Origin of the sequence: Actinophytocola sp. (genome assembly GCF_035712165.1) — a bacterium.
Lineage (GTDB): Bacteria > Actinomycetota > Actinomycetes > Mycobacteriales > Pseudonocardiaceae > DASYTH01.
Window position 1 is genome coordinate 1 of the sequence record NZ_DASTBH010000376.1, and the last position, 17,623, is coordinate 17,623.

General features: G+C 69.5%; 18 protein-coding genes. 5 read left to right on the forward strand and 13 right to left on the reverse strand.

The window, feature by feature from the left end; genetic code table 11:
• Positions 1–498: 498 nt before the first annotated feature.
• Positions 499–1,842, forward strand: coding sequence for a helix-turn-helix domain-containing protein (locus VFO68_RS20705; RefSeq protein WP_325159992.1), 1,344 nt, complete (start codon positions 499–501; stop codon positions 1,840–1,842).
• A 2-nt stretch (positions 1,843–1,844) separates the two neighbouring features.
• Here VFO68_RS20705 and VFO68_RS20710 read toward each other — a convergent pair whose 3' ends face one another.
• The 3 genes from VFO68_RS20710 to VFO68_RS20720 form a co-directional block, all read right to left on the reverse strand.
• Positions 1,845–2,591 carry an SDR family oxidoreductase gene (locus tag VFO68_RS20710; RefSeq protein ID WP_325159993.1) on the reverse strand — a complete coding sequence of 249 codons (747 nt, stop codon included), beginning with the start codon at positions 2,589–2,591 and terminating at the stop codon, positions 1,845–1,847.
• 81 nt (positions 2,592–2,672) lie between these two features.
• Positions 2,673–3,326: an LPXTG cell wall anchor domain-containing protein gene (locus VFO68_RS20715; protein ID WP_325159994.1), complete on the reverse strand. Its 654-nt coding sequence runs from the start codon at positions 3,324–3,326 to the stop codon at positions 2,673–2,675.
• Between the two features lie 838 nt (positions 3,327–4,164).
• Positions 4,165–4,452, reverse strand: a complete 288-nt coding sequence (locus VFO68_RS20720) for a hypothetical protein (protein WP_325159995.1) — start codon at positions 4,450–4,452, stop codon at positions 4,165–4,167.
• A gap of 144 nt (positions 4,453–4,596) precedes the next feature.
• Here VFO68_RS20720 and VFO68_RS20725 point away from each other — a divergent pair, with 144 nt between their 5' ends.
• Both VFO68_RS20725 and ligD read left to right on the forward strand, forming a co-directional pair.
• On the forward strand, positions 4,597–5,406 hold the full coding sequence (locus tag VFO68_RS20725) for an SAM-dependent methyltransferase (protein ID WP_325159996.1): 810 nt from the start codon (positions 4,597–4,599) through the stop codon (positions 5,404–5,406).
• Positions 5,407–5,436: 30 nt separating this feature from the next.
• On the forward strand, positions 5,437–6,456 hold the full coding sequence (gene ligD, locus VFO68_RS20730) for a non-homologous end-joining DNA ligase (protein WP_325159997.1): 1,020 nt from the start codon (positions 5,437–5,439) through the stop codon (positions 6,454–6,456).
• Positions 6,457–6,513: 57 nt separating this feature from the next.
• Here ligD and VFO68_RS20735 read toward each other — a convergent pair whose 3' ends face one another.
• Together VFO68_RS20735 and VFO68_RS20740 are read right to left on the reverse strand one after the other, a co-directional pair.
• Positions 6,514–6,675, reverse strand: a complete 162-nt coding sequence (locus VFO68_RS20735; RefSeq protein ID WP_325159998.1) for a hypothetical protein — start codon at positions 6,673–6,675, stop codon at positions 6,514–6,516.
• A gap of 98 nt (positions 6,676–6,773) precedes the next feature.
• A complete protein-coding gene (locus VFO68_RS20740) occupies positions 6,774–7,718 on the reverse strand; it encodes a glycosyltransferase (RefSeq protein WP_325159999.1) in 945 nt (314 codons plus the stop codon).
• 99 nt (positions 7,719–7,817) lie between these two features.
• Between VFO68_RS20740 and VFO68_RS20745 the strand changes: the two genes are divergently transcribed.
• Positions 7,818–8,009 (forward strand): DUF2795 domain-containing protein, encoded by a 192-nt coding sequence (locus VFO68_RS20745; protein ID WP_325160000.1) that lies wholly within the window; start codon positions 7,818–7,820, stop codon positions 8,007–8,009.
• Positions 8,010–8,062: 53 nt separating this feature from the next.
• Here the strand turns inward: VFO68_RS20745 and VFO68_RS20750 are convergent, their stop codons facing one another.
• Genes VFO68_RS20750 through VFO68_RS20775 form a run of 6 tightly spaced genes read right to left on the reverse strand, consistent with a single transcriptional unit; the run spans position 8,063 to position 14,903 of the window.
• Complete coding sequence (locus VFO68_RS20750) at positions 8,063–9,364, reverse strand: ABC transporter substrate-binding protein (RefSeq protein WP_325160001.1); 1,302 nt, start codon at positions 9,362–9,364, stop codon at positions 8,063–8,065.
• Positions 9,365–9,387: 23 nt separating this feature from the next.
• The gene (locus VFO68_RS20755) at positions 9,388–10,506 is read right to left on the reverse strand and encodes a branched-chain amino acid ABC transporter permease (protein WP_325160002.1); all 1,119 of its coding nucleotides are present in this window, start codon (positions 10,504–10,506) and stop codon (positions 9,388–9,390) included.
• The gene (locus VFO68_RS20760; RefSeq protein WP_325160003.1) at positions 10,503–11,390 is read right to left on the reverse strand and encodes a branched-chain amino acid ABC transporter permease; all 888 of its coding nucleotides are present in this window, start codon (positions 11,388–11,390) and stop codon (positions 10,503–10,505) included. Before VFO68_RS20760 ends, VFO68_RS20755 begins: the two co-directional genes overlap by 4 nt.
• A complete protein-coding gene (locus VFO68_RS20765) occupies positions 11,387–13,255 on the reverse strand; it encodes an AMP-dependent synthetase/ligase (RefSeq protein ID WP_325160004.1) in 1,869 nt (622 codons plus the stop codon). The genes VFO68_RS20760 and VFO68_RS20765 overlap by 4 nt, the downstream gene beginning before the upstream one ends.
• Positions 13,252–14,079: an ABC transporter ATP-binding protein gene (locus VFO68_RS20770; RefSeq protein ID WP_325160005.1), complete on the reverse strand. Its 828-nt coding sequence runs from the start codon at positions 14,077–14,079 to the stop codon at positions 13,252–13,254. Before VFO68_RS20770 ends, VFO68_RS20765 begins: the two co-directional genes overlap by 4 nt.
• Complete coding sequence (locus tag VFO68_RS20775; protein ID WP_325160006.1) at positions 14,076–14,903, reverse strand: ABC transporter ATP-binding protein; 828 nt, start codon at positions 14,901–14,903, stop codon at positions 14,076–14,078. Before VFO68_RS20775 ends, VFO68_RS20770 begins: the two co-directional genes overlap by 4 nt.
• A 246-nt stretch (positions 14,904–15,149) precedes the next feature.
• On the opposite strand from VFO68_RS20775, the gene VFO68_RS20780 reads away from it, so the two are divergent.
• Positions 15,150–16,310, forward strand: coding sequence for an 8-amino-7-oxononanoate synthase (locus VFO68_RS20780; protein ID WP_325160007.1), 1,161 nt, complete (start codon positions 15,150–15,152; stop codon positions 16,308–16,310).
• Here the strand turns inward: VFO68_RS20780 and VFO68_RS20785 are convergent.
• The gene (locus tag VFO68_RS20785) at positions 16,279–16,722 is read right to left on the reverse strand and encodes a GNAT family N-acetyltransferase (protein WP_325160008.1); all 444 of its coding nucleotides are present in this window, start codon (positions 16,720–16,722) and stop codon (positions 16,279–16,281) included. The two genes, VFO68_RS20780 and VFO68_RS20785, sit on opposite strands and share 32 nt — an antisense overlap.
• A 12-nt stretch (positions 16,723–16,734) precedes the next feature.
• A complete protein-coding gene (locus VFO68_RS20790; protein WP_325160009.1) occupies positions 16,735–17,511 on the reverse strand; it encodes a serine protease in 777 nt (258 codons plus the stop codon).
• Positions 17,512–17,623 lie beyond the last annotated feature (112 nt).

Genomic DNA, 17,623 nt, shown 5'->3' on the forward strand with positions numbered 1-17,623 from the left:
GGCACCCGGCTGGACGACCCCGCCGCCCGGCTGGAGCTGGAGATCGCGCTGCGGTCCCAGCGTCTGATGTGGACACCGGAGCGGGATGCGGCCGGTATTCGCGGCACCAATAACGACGTCCGGTAAGTACGGTTTTCGCACGCATTTCCCGGCGTGTGGCGTTTTTTATCAGCCAGCTACAGTTCCGCGCCGGATTTTCGGACCCGCACCACAATCATCACCCAGTGTCACCAAGTGGCCCGTTGTCGTGACGCGCGGTGCGCGAAGCGCCCGAACCGGCGCCGGAACCGCGTTGTCACGGCTGGATGATTTCCCCGGCACACCTCGTGCGGACGCCACAGAAATCATCGGCGGTCCGTCCGGTTGGGTGACAACTTCATCGCGGCAACTACCGTTTGTTTGACACATGATCGGGACGATTCTATCGTCTGCTGAGCAAAGTCGTTGCCGGCGGATGGCGCGTGAACAGCGTTAGTTGTCACATCGAGGTGGCGGGTCATGACGACGGAACGGAATAGCGGAACGACCGGCTTCGCCTCCGTCGCGGGCCCGCACCGGCCGGCCCGCCGGCCCGGCGGCCACGCGGCCGTCAGTACCGAGATGAGCCCGGCCGCGCCGATCTGGTCGTCGATCCCCAAGGAACTCGCCGAACGCCTGCGCCCGATGAGCGGCGTGATGATTCAGGACGCGATCCGGGAGATCCAGCGCAACGTGCCCGCCTACAACCAGCCGCTGCGCGGGAAGTTCCGCGAGGTCCTGGTCGGCGCGGTCGAGATGGCCGTGGCCAAGTGCTTCGACCAGATCTGCAACCCGGACGCGGAACAGGCCGACTGGAAGGCGGTCTTCCGGTACAGCGGCAAGGTCGAGTTCATGGAGGGCCGCACCATGGACTCGCTGCAGACCGCGGTGCGGATCGGGGCCCGGGTGGCCTGGCGGCACATCAGCGTCATGGGCCGGCGGATGGGCGTGTCCACCGACCTGCTGTTCACCGTCGCCGACGCGATCTTCGCCTGGGTGGACGAGCTGAGCACGGTGGCGATCGAGGGCTACACCGAGGCCCAGGCGCATGCCAGCGGCGCGCTCGAGCGCCGGCGCAAGCAACTGCTCAAGCTCATCCTCGCCGAGCCGAGGGCCGGCCGGCAGCAGTTGGTCGACCTCGCCGCCAGCACCGACTGGTCGCTGCCCGAGCAGGTGGCCGTGGTCGCGCTGGAGTTCTTCGACGACCAGCACCGCCGTCCGGCGATCTCGCTGGGCCGGGAGGTACTGGTCGACCTGGAGAGCGGCGAGCCGTGCCTGATCGTCGCCGACCCGCGCCGGAACCTGCGCCGGCTGGACGGCGAGCTGCACGGGCAACGCGCCGCGGTGGGACCGACGGTGCCGCTGACCGAGGCCCGCCGCTCGCTGACCGTCGCCCGGCGGGCCCTGGGGTTCGTGCAGCGCGGCGTGCTGCCGGACAGCCCGGTCACCTGGTGCGAGGAACACCTGTCGACGCTGGCGCTGCTGTCCGACGAGTTCCTGATCGGCCAGCTCACCGCCCGGACCATGGCCCCGTTCGACGGCCTGCGGGTCAAGCAGCGGGAGCGGCTGGCCAGCACCCTGTTGGCCTGGCTGGAAACCCGGGGCGGCGTCAACGAGATGGCCACCCGGCTGGACATCCACCCGCAGACCGTGCGCTACCGCATGCACCAGATCGAGGAACTGCTCGGCGACCGGCTGGCCGACCCGGACGAGCGCCTGACGATGGAGATCGCGTTACGGGCCCGCAGGCTGCTCGACCCGCGCCCGGCCGTCGAGCCGGTGTCCGAGGACGAGGACGAGAAGCCGCTGCGCGACGCCGGCTGAGCTCACCGCACGGCGCGGGCCAGCACCCGGCGCGGCATGATCCGCAGCACCGGCCCGAGCACCCGCCACGGCCACGGTGGCACGTAGGCGGTGGCCGGCTCCCGTTCGATCGCGCGCACGATCGACCGCACGCCGGTCGCGGTGTCCACCATCGCAAGCGCCCGCTGCCCGGCGTTGATCTCACTGCGGATGTAGCCGGGCAGGATCGTGCTCACCTTGATCGGCGTGCCCACGGTCTCCACCCGGATGCCTTCGGCCAGCGTCGAAAGCGCGGCCTTGGTGGCGGCATAGGTGGTGACGTTGCGCGGCATCCCGCGTACGGCGCTGACCGAGGAGATCACCACGAGGTGGCCGGCGCCCCGGGCGCGGAAGTGCGCCATGGCGGCCTCGCACTGGGCCAGCGCGGCGACGAAGTTGGTCTGGGCGGTGTCCCGGTTGGCGTCGAACCGGCCGGTGCCGATCGGCGCGCCCTTGCCGATCCCGGCGTTGACGATCACCCGGTCGATGCCGCCCAGTTCGGCGGCGAACGCCCGGAAGACCTCGAACACGGCGTCGTGGTCGTTGACGTCGAGCGGGCGCACCGAGACCGTGCTGTCCGGGTGGGCGGCGCGCAACTCGTCGCGCAGCGCCTCGAGCCGGTCGGTGCGCCGGGCGCACAGCGCGAGGTTGCGGCCTCGCGCGGCGAACTGGCGGGCCATCTCCTCGCCGAGCCCGGAGCTGGCTCCGGTGATCAGAATGTTTCGACGCACCCGAAAACCCTACCGGCGCAATGAAAAACGCCGCGAGACGGGCTGCACACCCGCCTCGCGGCGTTGGTCTTTACTGCTCGGTCAGGCCTTGCCGGACCGGTCGCGCCGGCGCAGCACCAGCAGCAGGCCGGCGCCACCGAGCAGCAGCACGGCCCCGATCCCGATCGGCAGCGCGATGCTCGCACCGGTCTCCGCCAGGTTGGCGTTCACGCCGACCGCAGCGGTGGTCGTGGTGGCCGGGGCCGGCGGGGTCTCAGCCGGAGGCTGCGCGGCCGGGGGCTGCTCCGCGGGGGGCTGCTCGGCCGGCGGCTGCGCCTTCTCGACACAGGCCTCGACGACCTTGGTGTCGTCGAGGTTGTAGTTCTGGCCCTTCTCGGGGTTGTTGTTGTACGCAGTGACCACCAGGTGCAGGTTGTGCGTCACCGTGGGGTCCAGTTCGATGGTCGTGGTGAGCTCTCGGCCGAAGTTCGGGTCGTTGATGAGCACCTTGGTGCCGTCGGTCAGCACGGCGCTGTTGACCTTGGTCGGGCTGGAGTCCTTCGGCACGCTGTAGTTCTTCAGGTCGACCGTGACGAACGCGGTCTTCTTCTCCGCGTCGCAGCCGGCGCTCCACTTAGGGGTGTGCGCGCTCGCGGGCAGGGCTAAGGCGACAAGGGCGACGGTCGCGGCGCCGGTGACGGCGAGCGCTCTGCGGGTGACTGCGGCCCAGGTACGGGGGGCCGAGGTGGTTGCCATTGTTCCTCCGTGCTGCTGCGAACCCGACAACGCGACGGCGGCCTCCGTGGTCCCGCAGAGGCCGACGACGCAATGGTTGGGCGAAGATTACTCACACTTCTGAGTGAAGGTTCACCGGGTCGTGTTTTCAGCATCCGCCCTGGTAGCACGGCGTGTCGCGATCAAACTCCGTTGGTGTGACACCCTTTCGGGGTTGCCGCCAGATTTATTTGAGATGAAGCCGTTATAAAGGACTTCCGGCAGCCGAATTTGATTGGCCAGCCACCCAAATTGATTGGCCGCCCACCCAAGACCCGACCACCCCCCGCACCAGACCGATCGCCCCAGGTAACCGCCCACCCCCGCCGCAACGTCCGCACCCAACCATCAGCAACCCCAGCGGACCCCGACCCCACCCCCCACCCGCCGGAACCAACGACCACCCAAACCCGGAGAGCGGCACAGCCCGTGACGCCACCCCAATCGCTACCCGCACCGCCCGCCGGAACGCAACAACCCGGAGAGGCGGCCTAGCCGCGCCCGCCATCAGCTACCTCAGGGGACCGTGCCGGCACCCAGCCACAACCCAACCGGTACCCGCACCAACCGCCGGAACCCAACAACCACACAAACCCCGGAGAGGCGGCACAGCCGCCCCAGCCAACAGTTACCTCAGGGGACCGTGACGGCACCCAGCCACAATCCACCCGCTACCCGCACCATCCGCCAGAACGCAACGACCGCACAAAATTCCGGAGAGGCGGCACAGCCCGTGACGGCACCCAGCCACAACCCACCCGCTACCCGCACCATCCGCCGGGACGCAACGACCGCACAAAATTCCGGAGAGGCGGTACAGCTAGTGCTCGCGGTATAGGCGGAAGAAGGTTCGCTCGTCGAGGACGCGCAGGCCGCCGCGGCCGAACACGAGGAATGAGCCGGGCAGCAGTTCGTGATCACCCGATTGGTCGTGCAGTACTCCGATCAGGGCACCGCCGCGTCGCTGCACCGTGAGATGGGTGCCGGGCCCGACCCGGCCATCGTCGCGCAGCTCGCCGACCCATCGCTCGATCTCAGGAAGCGTTGCGGCATCGTGGAAACAGGCGGCCCGCACGGGTGTGGGCCAGGGCTGGTACAGCTTGGTCACTCCCCCGGTCAGCACACCGCCAGTCTATCACTCCGTAGAACGCAAGTTCGAATCATTCGTCCAGTCGGGTGATTCTGTTCCCCCATGCCGGTTTCTCTGAGTACTCTCCCGACAACAGCTTGGTCGAACGAACGCAGGTGCGCTGTGACGAGGCAGCAGACGGACTGGATCCCCGACTCGGTCGACATCGGCAAGCCCAGTACGGCCCGAATGTACGACTATCTCCTCGGCGGCGGCCACAACCTGGAGGCCGACCGCGTGCTGGTCGAGAAACTCCTGGCGGTGCAGCCCGAGGTACGCCGAATAGCGATCATGAACCGGGCCTTCCTGCGCCGGGCGGTGCTGTTCATGGTCGGCGCCGGGGTGCGCCAGTTCCTCGATCTGGGCTCCGGCATCCCCACCGTCGGCAACGTGCACGAGATCGCCCAGCAGGCCGACCCGTCCTGCCGGATCGTCTACGTGGACAACGAGGCGGTCGCCGTGGCGCACAGCCAACTCGTGCTGGAGGGCAACGAGCGGGCGGTCATGCTGCAGGCCGACATCACCGAGCCGCAACGGGTGCTGCACGCCCCGGAGACCACCCGCACGCTGGACTTCACCAAGCCGGTCGGCCTGCTGGCGATCACCATCGGGCACCACGTCGGCCCGGAGCGCGAGCCGGAGCGGGTGTTCGCCACCTACCGGGACGCGCTGGTGCCCGGCAGCTACCTGGCGATCACCCACTGGACCGAGGACTTCGCCACCCAGCGCAGCCGCCGCGCCGAGGAGGCCACCCGCGGCCAGATCGAGGTCTACGCCCGCAACCGCGCCGAGATCATGACGTTCCTGGGCGACTTCGAACTGGTGGAACCGGGGCTGGTGTCCACGTCGCAGTGGCGGCCGGAGCGCGGCGACGACGTGGCCAAGGACCCGGCCGTCGACGCCTTCTACGCCGGGGTGGCGCGCAAGCCGTAGCCGCGGTCCGAAACCCAGTACCGTCGTGCCGTGGCCAAGACGGACGACGCAGAGGTGCTCGAGGTAGCCGACCACCAGGTGCGGATCACCAGCCCGGACCGGGTGGTCTTCCCGGAGCGCGGCGAGACCAAGCTCGACCTGGCGCGCTACTACCTGGCCGTGGAGCGCCCGCTGATGGCCGCGATGGGCGGGCGACCGGTACTGCTGCAGCGGTTCCCCGGCGGCGCTGGCGGGCCGTCGTTCTTCCAGAAGCGGGTCGCACCGACCAAGGCCGACCCCTGGCTGACCACGACCCGGGTGTCCACCCCCAACGGCACCACCGCCGACGCGCTGGTCGCGGTCGACCTCGCGCACGTGCTGTGGGCGGTGAACATGGGCTGCCTCGGCTTCCACGTGTGGCCGCACACCGCCGCCGACCCCGAGCACGCCGACGAGCTGCGGATGGATCTGGACCCGAGCCCGGGCGTCACGTTCCCGATGATCCAGGAGGCCGCTGCGGAGACCCGGGCGCTGTTCGAGGAACTGGGCATCGTCAGCCGGCCCAAGACCACCGGCAACCGCGGCATCCACGTCTACGCGCGGCTGCAGCCGCGCTGGGACAGCTACCAGGTGCGGGCCGCGGGCGTGGCGATGGCCCGGGAGCTGGAGCGGCGGCGGCCCGACCTGATCACCGCGGCCTGGTGGAAGGAGGAGCGCGGCAGCCGGGTCTTCGTCGACTACAACCAGAACGCGCCGCACAAGACGGTGTTCGGAGCGTGGAGCGTGCGGGCCAACGCGCATGCCCAGGTGTCCACCCCGTTCGCCTGGGACGAGTTGGCCTCGATCGAACCGCGCGAGCTCACCATCGCCACGGTCCCGGCCCGGGTCGCGGCGACCGGCGACCCCTGGGCGGACGCGGGCGCGGATCCGCAGTCGATCGAACCGTTGCTGGCGATGCACGAGCGGGACATGGCCGACGGGCTGATGGACGCCCCCTGGCCGCCGGTCTACCCCAAGATGCCCAACGAACCCCCCAGAGTCGCCCCCAGTCGGGCGAAGAAGGTGCCCTGACCCGCGGCACCGGTGCCGCGTGCCGTCGTCGCTATGAGGCTCAGGCGGGGCCCGAGCTCACTCTCTGCCGCGGACGATCGTGGGCTCGTACTGCTCGTCGTCCCGCACGGGCTCGAGCAGGACGACCCAACTGTCGGCGCGGCCGCCGATCAGCTCGGTCTGGTCCGGCAGCGGAATGGGCTCGATGCCCGGGCTCACCATCTGGGTGCTGTGATGCATCGTGGGCTCCTCCCTCGACGGAACCAAGGATGCCTCAGGGGATACCCGGTTTCAGCGCGAACCAACCAGACGAGTGAACATCAGTTCCACTCGCCGGCTCAGCGAGCGGTGTGCCGCAGCAGGTCGTCCCAGCGCCGTAGGAACGGCTCCAGGCCGTAGCGGGTCAGCGCGTACTCCCGGGCCTGCTTGCCCTGCTGGCGGGCCATCGCCCGGTCACCGACCAGCTCGCGCAGAGCCGCCGTCACCTCGTCGATCGCGGTGGAGACCAGGCCGGCCTCGGGCGGCACCATCCGGGCCGTCTCCGTGGTGGCCAGCCCCACCACCGGCATGCCCAGCTGCATCGCCTCGACCAGCGCCAGGTCCGGCGCGGTCCAGCGGGCCGGTTGCAGGTACACCCGGCGCCGGGCCATCGCCTCGTGCAGCTGCCGGCCGGTCTGGCCGCAGACCGTGTAGAGCCGGTGCTCGCCGAGGTTCAGCGCGGCGTTGAGGCCGGCCAGGCCGGTGCCGAACACATCGAGCTCGGCTCCCTCGGCGAACCGCGGGAGCAGGTCGGTTCCGCTCATCCTGGGCCGCTTCAACGGCCACTCCAGCAGCACCGCCGCGCGCGCCAGCTCGCCGGAGTACAGCTCGCCGGGATCCGGGATCCCGGGCTCGATCACCGTGGTCGGCGTGGTGCCGGCGTCCCACATCAGCTCGTTGAAGTGCGCCACGTGCACCAGGCAGATGTCGTGCCGGTCGGCCAGCGGGTGGCGGCTGTCCGGGACGGCTCCGGCCGGCGCCCGGTGCTCGACGTAGATCGCCGGCAGGTCCCGGCCCGGGCAGCGCCCCAGCCAGCGGGTCACCAGCTCCAGTTCTTCGGGGCGCTGCAGCACGGCGACGTCCACGCCGGCGTCGGCCAGCCCCTCCGGTGGCACCGCCCTCGCCGCCCCCGGCAGGGCGTGGTGCCCTGGGCCGGCCGGCACCAGATAGTCGTGCCCGCCCCGGGTGAACGCGTCCAGCCACCGCTCGTCGGTCCGGAACACCAGCACCCGCAGCCTTGGCATAGCAACAAGATTGCCGGCAACGACACAGGTAAAACGTGCTGCGCCGAACTACTACGCTCCGTGCCGTTTGCCCCGGCTGTGAGCGGGAACACGTTTCGCATGCATGTTGACCAGGAGCGGGCCCTTCTCCAGGTTCTCGACGGCCTCCGGTTCCCCGCAGCCAAATGGCAGATCCTGACCCAGGCGGAACTCTACGGCGCGGACGTCCGCACCAGGGGTGAGCTGCTCCGGCTGCCGACCCGGCAGTACCGCAGCACCAACGAGATCACCGAGTTCCTCAACGCATCCTGAACGCCCGCAGGGCGCCCGGCGAACGGCCGGACGCCCTGCGGATGAACGCGGGATTACTGGTAGCAGGGCTTGGTGAAGTTGTAGTCCTTCGCCGTGGGCCCGGTGAACATCTTCTCGATCACGGTGACGCCGGTGTCGGCCGCGTCGTCCGGCTTGGCGATCTCGCTCTGCCGGAACACGGTGTCGTTGGGAGCGCCGGAGTAGTTGCCGGCTCCCTCGGGCAGCATGCCCTCGTAGTCGACCTCCTTGAGCGACTTCACCGCGGCCAGCAGGCCGGCCCGGGTGAGGTCCTTGTTCTCCGCCGCCTTGGTCAGTGCCGCCTTCAACGGGTAGGACCAGACCCAACCCGAGGTGTAGCCGTCGTTCTTCTGCGGCACGCTGCCCAGCGCTTCACGCATCTTCTTGTGGCCAGCGGTGTCCGCACCCCACGGCTGCCACGGCCCGGACTGCAGGTACAGCGCCTTGATCGCCGGCGCGGCCGCGCTCTGCAGCAGACCCGGGTTCCAGGTCGGCGAGGTGCCGATGAACTTGCCCTTGAAGCCGCGCGCCGCCGACTGACCGATGATCACGGCCGCGTCGGTCGGGCTGTTGGTCAGGATCACCAGTTCCGGCTTGTTCGACACGATGGCGTCGATCGCCGCACCCTGGTTGTCCTGCCCGCTGGCGGTCTTCACGTCGGTGAAGGTCACTCCGCGCTTCTCGGCGGCGATCTTGGCGCCGGCCGCGGCGTCGTCACCGTAGTCGCCGGCGAGGTGCACGGCCATCACGGTCTTCACGCTCATCTTCTCCACCGCATAGTCCACCGAGTTCATGGCTTCCATGCAGTAGTTCGTGCCGGACTCCAGCACCACGTCCTCGACGCCCCACAGGGACGTCCACGATGCGGGCACCGCGACGATGTTGCTGGTCTTGAGGTCGGGCAGGATCGCCGCGGTCGTGGGGGAACCGAGGGTCTGGGCGATGGCCAGGATGTTCGGCTTGATCTCCTGGTACACCTGGTTCTGGATCTGCGGGTTGTACTTGTTGTCCTTGACGTACTTGGTGACGTCGATCTCGTAGCCGCCGATGCCGCCGTCCTTGTTCACCGTCTTCCAGAACGCCTTCTGCGCCTCGGTGATCGGGACCGCGAGTGCCTTGAACGGGCCTTCGGTCAGGTCGGAGAGCGTGCCCAGGTAGATGCAGCCCTTGCTCTTGTCGATCGCCTCGGGACACGGCTCGTTGGTCACCCCGAAGTCGACCTTGTTGCCTTCCTTGCCGGTCTGTGGCGCAGTGGACTCCTGGGCCCGGCAGCCGGTGACCATCAAGGTCGCCGCCAGCGGCACAGCCAGCGCCGCAACGATGCGTCGCACTGACATGTGACGTCTCCTTCCTGGCCGTCTCAGTAGGAGAACGGCCACGCCTTCCAGTAATTGCGAATTCGAACCCATATTCCGTACAGGCCTCTCGGCTCGAAGAGCAGGAACCCGATGATCAGCAGGCCATACAGGATCGCCTCGACCTGTACCACGGTGATTCCCCCACCCGTCGCGCTGTCGCTGATGAACGGCAGCACGGCCGGCAGTTCGCTGGTGATGCGGGGCAGCAGGGTGATGAACAGTGCCCCCATGATCGACCCGGAGATCGTGGCCACCCCGCCGATCAGGATCATGGCGATGAACTGGACCGACATCAGCAGGTTGAAGTTGCCCGGTGTGAACGTCTGCGGAATCACGTACAGCAGCGCCCCGGCCACCCCGGCGTAGAACGACGAGATCGCGAAGGCGATCATCTTGTACCGGGCCAGGTTCACGCCGATCACGGCGGCGGCGATGTCCCGGTCCCGGATCGCGGCGAACGCCCGGCCGGTGCGCGAGCGCACCAGGTTCCGCGCGAGCACCGCGAAGATCACCAGCAGTACCAGCATCATCCAGTAGAGCTTCTGCACCCGGGTGAAGAACTCGCCGTCCACGTCGATCCGGACGCCGAACAACGTCGGGATCGGCGCCGGCCGGCCGATGTCCGGCGGGCCGGCCACCTCGTCCCACTCGCGGAACACCCACTGGCCGATGAAGACCAGACCCAGGGTCACGATGGCCAGGTACAGCCCGCGCAACCGGACCGCGAGCGGGGCCACCAGCGCACCGAACCCGCCGGCCACCAGACCCGCGGCCAGCAGCCACACCGGCATCTCGGTGACGCCGAAGCCCAGCACCCGCCCGTCCGGGTCGCCGGAGAGCACCGCGGCGGTGTAGGCGCCGATGGCGGCGAAGAACGCGTGCCCCAGCGAGACCTGCCCGGCATAGCCGGTGACGATGTTCAGCCCGATCGCGCCGATCGCGACAACGCACGCGGTGGCCAGCAACTGCAGGATGTCGTCGTCGACCGAGAACGGCATCACCAGCGACACCGCCAGCAGCGCCACGACGAAGACCCGCTTGCCGCTGGTGTTGAGCAGGGCCATGTCCTGCTTGTAGGAGGTGTAGAGCTCGGGCCGGCCGCGCAGGCGGGTGCCTGTCATATCCGTACCACCTCACGGGTTCCGAACAGCCCGTAGGGCCGCACCATCAGCACGATCATCATCACCAGGTACGGCGTGACCAGCGCGAACTCGCCGCCCAGCCACGGTGCGATGCCGGAGCCGTAGGTGCCGACCAGCGACTCGATCACCCCGACGATCAGCCCGGCGACCACCGCGCCGCCCAGCGAGTCCAGCCCGCCCAGGATGATCACCGGCAGCGCCTTCAGCGCGATGATCCACAGCTGCTGGTCCACACCGGCGCCGGTGGAGACGAACACCCCGGCCACGGCGGCCAGCGCGCCGGCGATCGCCCAGGACAACGAGAACACCGAGCCCACCGAAACCCCTTGGGCCAGCGCCACCTCCTGGTCGAACGCCGCCGCCCGCATGGCCAGACCCATTCGGGAGTAACGGAAGAACACGAACAGGATCGCCACCAGCACCATCGTGGTGATGAACATGGCCAGGTAGCGTTCCTGCACCTCGGTGCCGAACAGGTTCACCGTGTCCAACTGCCAGGGATCGTGCAGCGGCCGCACGTCCAGTCCGATGTAGGCGTTGACCACGACTCTGATCACCACGTCGACACCGAGCGTGATGATCGAGATGACGAACACCGGTTTGCCGATCATCGGCCGCAGCACGGCCCGCTCCACGCCCATGCCGAGCAGCGCGACCAGTACCGCCGCCACCAGCACCGCGACGAAGAAGTTCATGCCGGTGACCAGGTAGGTGACGATCACCGCGCCGGCCAGCATGAACGCCGGCTGGGCGAAGCTGATCACCCCCATCGACTTGAAGATGATCACGAAGCCGAACGCCAGCAGCGCGTACACCGAGCCGTTGCCCAGCCCGCGCACCAGGCTCTGTACCAGTTCGCTCATCGCTTGCTGGCCCGGTACATCGCCTCGACCTGCTCGGCGAACATCTTCGCGATCGCCGAGCGCTTCACCTTCTGGGTCGCGGTCAGCTCGCCGTCCTCGTGGTCGAGTTCCTTGGGGAGCATGGAGAACGTCTTGATCTGCTCGACCGACGCGAACCGCTGGTTCACGTCGTCCACAATGGACTGCACCAGGGCACGAACCTCTTTCTTCTCACCAAGGTCCCGATAGGTGGTGTAAGCGAGCTTGCGGGCCTGCGCCCAGTGCCCGACCGTCTCCAGCTCGATGCCGATCAGCGCGGTGAGGTAGGACCGCCGGTCGCCGATCACGATGGCCTCCTTGATGAACGGGGAGGCCTTGAGCGCGTTCTCGATCTCCGACGGCGCGATGTTCTTGCCGCCCGCCGTGATGATCAGGTCCTTCATCCGGTCGGTGATCTTCACGTGGGTGCCGTCCACCCACTCGCCGACATCGCCGGTGTGCAGCCAGCCATCCGGATCGATGGCCGACCTGGTGGACTCCTCGTCCCGCCAGTAGCCGAGGAACGTGCCCGGGTGGCGGGTCAGGATCTCGCCGGTGGTCTCGTCGATGCGCAACTCGATGTCCGGGTGCGGCTCGCCGACCGTGCCGACCTTGATCCGGCCGGGCCGGTTGGAGGTGGCGATCGCGGCGTTCTCGGTCATGCCGTAGACCTCGTGCATCGGAATCCCGATGCCCATGAAGAACCGCAGCACCTCGGGCGCGATCGGAGCCGCGCCGGACGCCGCGTAGCGCACCTTGCGCATGCCGATCCGGTCACGCAGCGAGCGGTAGAAGAACAGCCAGCCCAGCGCGTAGCGCAGCCGGCTGCCGGCCGTGTGCCGCCCGCCGGTGCGCTCCAGCGTCCGGGCGATGCCGTCGGCCACCTTCAGCCAGTACCTGCCGTTGAGCCGCTTGAGCCGGCTCGCCGAACTGATCCGGATCCGGACCCCGGCGAGCACCTTCTCCCAGATCCGCGGCACCCCGAACAGAATCGTCGGCTGCACCTCGTGCAGGTTGGCCTGCACGGTGTCGATCGACTCGGCGAAGTGCACCTGGATGCCGGAGCAGGCCGAGAACCAGGTGGTGAAGATCCGCTCGGCCACATGGCACAGCGGCAGATAGGACAGTGTGACGTCGGCCGGGGACGGCGGTGGCGAGGTGAACCCGCCCCCCTCGACCAGCACCTTGATGCAGAATTCCACATTGGACACGGTGAGCATCGCGCCCTTGGGCGGGCCGGTGGTGCCCGAGGTGTAGACCATGGTCAGCACGTCGTCCGGGGCGGCCTCGGCCATCCGCTGCTCGACCGCGCCCGGGTGCTCGGCCCGGTGCTCCGCGCCGAGCGCCAGGAAGTCCTCCCAGGGCATCAGTTTCGGCGAGGAGTACCGGTTGCGGATGCCGCGCGGCTCGATGTAGACGATCCGCTCCAGGTCCGGCAGTTGGTCGAGCACCTCGAGGGTCTTGTCCACCTGCTCCTGGTCCTCGGCGATCAGCACCCGAGCCCCGGAGTGGGACAGCAGGTAGGCGACCTCGGACGCGGGGTTGGTCGGGTAGAGCCCGACGGTCACCGCGCGCACCGCGACCGCGCCGATGTCGGAGTAGAGCCATTCCCGCCGGTTCTCCGAGTGCACCGCCACCCGGTCGCCCGGCTCGATACCCAGCGCCAGCAGGGCATGGCCGACAAGTTCGGCCCGATCCCAGTAGTCAGCCCAGGTCACCTGCTGCCAGACGCCGAAGTCCTTCTCCCGTAAGGCGATCCGGTCGGGCATCTGCGCCGCGCGCTCGCGCACCCGGCTGGCGACGGTGACGGTCGTGATGGCGGCGGACTTCTGCGCCAACGTAGTCATAATGCGCCTCCGGTGGACTTGTGCTCCTCGCCCAGATAGGCACGGATGACGTCCGGGTTCTCCTGCACCTCGTGCGGGGTTCCGGTGCAGATCTGCCGGCCGAAGTCGACGACCGTGACCCGGTCGGCCAGATCCATCACCAGGCCCATGTCGTGCTCGACCATGATCAGCGGGATGCCCAGCTCGTCCCGCACGTCGAGGATGTAGCGGGCCATGTCCTCGGTCTCCTCGAGGTTCATCCCGGCCACCGGCTCGTCCAGCAGGAGCAGCTTCGGCTCCATGGCCAGTGCCCGGCCGAGCTCGACCCGCTTCTGCACGCCGTAGGGCAGCAGGCCCACCGGAAACCGGCGCCACTGCTCGAGTTCCAGGAAGTCGATGATGTCCTCGACCGCGGCCCGGTTGGCCTGCTCGCTGCGCCGCGCCGGGCCCAGCCAGGCCAGCGAGGCCAGCACCCCGTAGGTGTGGTGCTGGTGGCGGCCGAGCATCAGGTTGTCCACCACGGTGAGGTTGGCGAACAGCTCGATGTTCTGGAAGGTGCGGGCGATGCCCAGCTGGGCGATCACGTGCGGGCGCCGGCCGATCAGCTCGGTGCCGTCGAACCGGACCCGGCCGGACTGCGGCCGGTACACCCCGGACAGCACGTTGAAGATCGAGGTCTTGCCGGCGCCGTTCGGGCCGATGATCGCGAACAGCTCACCGGGACGAACCGTGAACGACACGCCGTCGATCGCCTTGACCCCGGCGAAGGACAGCCGCACGTCGTCGAAGACCAGCACCGGCACGTCGACGGCGGGCTTCGTCTCGACCGGCTCGGTCAGGGTCACGACAACCACCTCTTGCGCCGCTTGTAGTGCTTGACCTCGCGGAACGACTTGGTGGCCCCCTCCGCGCCCAACCCCAGGTAGAACTCGCGCACGTCGGAGTCGTCGAGCAGTTCCTTGGACGGTTTGTCCATGACGATCTTGCCGTTCTCCATCACGTAGCCGTGCTCGGAGATCGCCAGCGCCATCGCGGCGTTCTGCTCGACCAGGAGCACGGTCGTGCCGCTGGCGTTGATCTCCACGATCAGGTCCCGGATCTGCTGCACGATCAGCGGCGCGAGGCCCAGGCTCGGCTCGTCGAGCAGCAGGCAGCGCGGCTCGGACATCAGCGCCCGGCCCATGGCGAGCATCTGCTGCTCGCCGCCGGACAGGTAGCCCGCCGTGCGTCTGCGGCGCTCGGCGAGCACCGGGAACAGGCCGAAGACCCGCTCCATGTTGGTCTTGATCGAGCGCGGCGCGACGTGCCCGCCCACCCGCAGGTTCTCCTCGACGGTCAGCTCGGCGAAGATCCGCCGGCCCTCCAGCACCTGCTTGATCCCCATCGACGCGATCTTCGTGGGCGGCAGGTGGTGCACCGGCCGCCCGGCGAAGTGCACCGACCCCTTGGTCACCTCACCGTCGTGCACGTCGAGCAGGCCGGATAACGCACGCAGCAGGGTGGTCTTGCCAGCTCCGTTCGCCCCCAGCAGCGCGACGATCTTGCCTTCCGGCACATCCAGGCTGACGCCCTTCAGCACATGGATGACGTCGTCGTAGACGACCTCGAGGTTGTTGACGGACAGGAGTGGGGAGGCATCGGATTCCGCCGGTTGCATCGTTGCTGCCATTGCCTCTCCGCGCTGAGCCTTACCAGGCAATCGGGCAAGTCCGGCGTGACCGGGCTCACGCCAGACACGGACCGTAGCTGCTGCTGGTGAGACCGGGCAAGCAACGGACCGAACTGTTACCGGCCGGTTCAGCACGTTGTGCGGGGCCACATCCGGGCCGGTACGAGATTGGGCAGAAGGTCCATTGCCGCCGGGGTCCACGGGGCCTAAAGCACGTTCCGAGACCCGGCTGCGAGACTGCCGGGCATGAGCCTTGACCCGACCCGCGTGTTCGACTGGCTGGACGTTCGGGCCGATGAGCGGGCCCACGCGGGGTTGACCCGGCGGCTGCGGCCCCGGCGGTCGGACTCCGATCTGCTGGATCTCGCCGGCAACGACTATCTGGGGCTGGCCCGCGACAAACGGGTCAGCGGAGCGGCGGCGGCGGCCACGCTGCGTTGGGGCGCCGGGTCCACCGGCTCCCGCCTGGTGACCGGCAGCACCGATCTGCACAGCGAGTTGGAGCACGAACTGGCCCGGTTCTGCGGCGCACCCGCCGCGCTGGTGTTCTCCTCCGGGTTCGCGGCCAACCTGGCCGCCGTCACCGCGCTGTCCGGCCGGGACAGCGCCGTGGTCACCGACGCCTACATCCACGCGTCGCTGATCGACGGCTGCCGGCTCTCCCGCGCCGACGTGGCGGTGGTGGCGCACGCCGACCCGGCCGCCGTGGCGCACGCGCTGGCCACCCGCCGGCACGAGCGGGCGCTGGTGGTCACCGACGCGGTGTTCTCCGTGGACGGCGACGCGGCCCCACTGGACGACCTGCACAAGGCCTGCCGGGAGCACGGCGCGGCGCTGGTCGCCGACGACGCCCACGGGCTCGGCGTGCTCGGCGAGGGTGGTCGCGGCGCGGTGGCCGCCGCCGGGCTGTCCGCCGAGCCGGACGTGGTCACCACGCTGACCCTGTCCAAGTCACTGGGCGCCCAGGGCGGTGCGGTGCTCGGCCCCCGCCGGGTGATCCGGCACCTGGTGGAGACCGCCCGCACGTTCATCTTCGACACCGGCCTCGCCCCGGGTAGCGCGGCGGCCGCGCTGGCCGCGCTGCAGGTGCTGCGGGACGAGCCGGACCGGCCGGCCCGGGTGCTGCGGGTGGCCGCCACGCTGGCCGAACGGCTGGGCGCCGCCGGGCTCTCGGTCACCGAGCCGGACGCCGCGGTGATCTCGGTCCGCGCGCCGTCCCCCGAGCTCGCGCTGGCCTGGGCCGACGACTGCCGGGCCGCCGGGGTGTGGGTCGGCTGCTTCCGGCCGCCGTCGGTGCCCGATCAGGTGTCGCGACTGCGGCTGACCGCCCGCGCCGACCTCACCGACGGTGAGCTGGACCGGGCGATCGAAGTGATCACCCGCTGCGCTCCGCCCGGCGCATCGTGACGTGCTCGACGCCGTAGTCGTCGTACGGCTCCCCCACCTGCTGGAAACCGAACCGCGCGTAGAGGTCGCGCACCCGGACCTGGGCGTCCAGCACGGCGGCCCGGTCCCCGATCTCGTCCAGCGCGGCGGCGGTGAGCCGGCTGCCCAGCCCGGTGCCGCGGGCGTCGGCCGCCGTGCACACCCGCCCGATGCGCAGCGCGCCGTCCGGCTCGGTCAGCAGGCGCAGGTAGGCGACCGGCTCGGAGCCCGGCTGCCACCAGTAGTGCACGGTGTCGGGCAGCAGGTCACGGCCGTCCAGGTCGGGATACGGGCTGGCCTGCTCCACCACGAACACGTTCACCCGCAGGGTGAGCAGGGCGTAGAGCTGGTGGATGGTCAACTGGTCGCCGGTCGCCCGGTGCAGGTCGGTCACCGTGCTGTCATATCAAAGCCGGAGCTGCGCGGTGATCAGGGCGGCGTAGCGGGACACCCGGGTGTAGACGCCGGGCTTGCCGGGTTGGGCGCACCCGGCGCCCCAGGACGAGATGCCGATCAGCGTGCGGCCCACGACCATCGGGCCGCCGGAGTCGCCCTGGCAGGTGTCCACGCCGCCGGCCCGGTATCCGGCGCACACCATCGACTCCGCGGCGAAGTCCTGGTAGGCCTTGCCGCAGTCCGGGTCGGCCACCACCGGCACCTGCGCGGCAAGCAGGTAGCGCGAGGCTGAGCCGCCCTCGGTGGTCCGGCCCCAGCCGAGCACCGTGGCCAGGGTCTCCGGCCGGTACAGAGCGGCGTCGGCCGCGCCGGCGACCAGCGCGGCGCGCTGCCGCAGCCGGCGGTCCAGGGTGAGCACCGCGACGTCCGACCCGGACCGGACGTTGACGTAGCTCGGATGAACCCAGATCCCGCTCACCGTGGCCACCACCCCGGCCTGGCTGAGCTTGTCGTCCCGGCCGGCGACCACCTTCAGGTCACCCGGCCGGTAGCCGAGCGCGCAGTGCGCGGCGGTGACCACCTTCTGGGGGGCGACCAGGGTGCCGCCACAGAACTGGAAGCCCTTGGCGGTGGTCAGGTACACCACGAACGGGTACTGCTCGGTGCTGGCCCGGCTGCCGCCGACGATGCGGGGCGCGGCGCCGGCCGGATGGGCGGCGAGGACGACGGCGGCGACAGCGGCGGCGGCCAGGCTCGCGGCAGCGAGCCGGCGAGGAGTTTCCCCCATAGGACTGTCCCCCTTTCGGTTGGAACCTTGAGCAGGTTCGCTGGCCGGTGCGCCCCCGGCAACTTGACCATGTCCCCCGATCGGGTGGTGTCGTGAGTGCGGCATCCTGGAC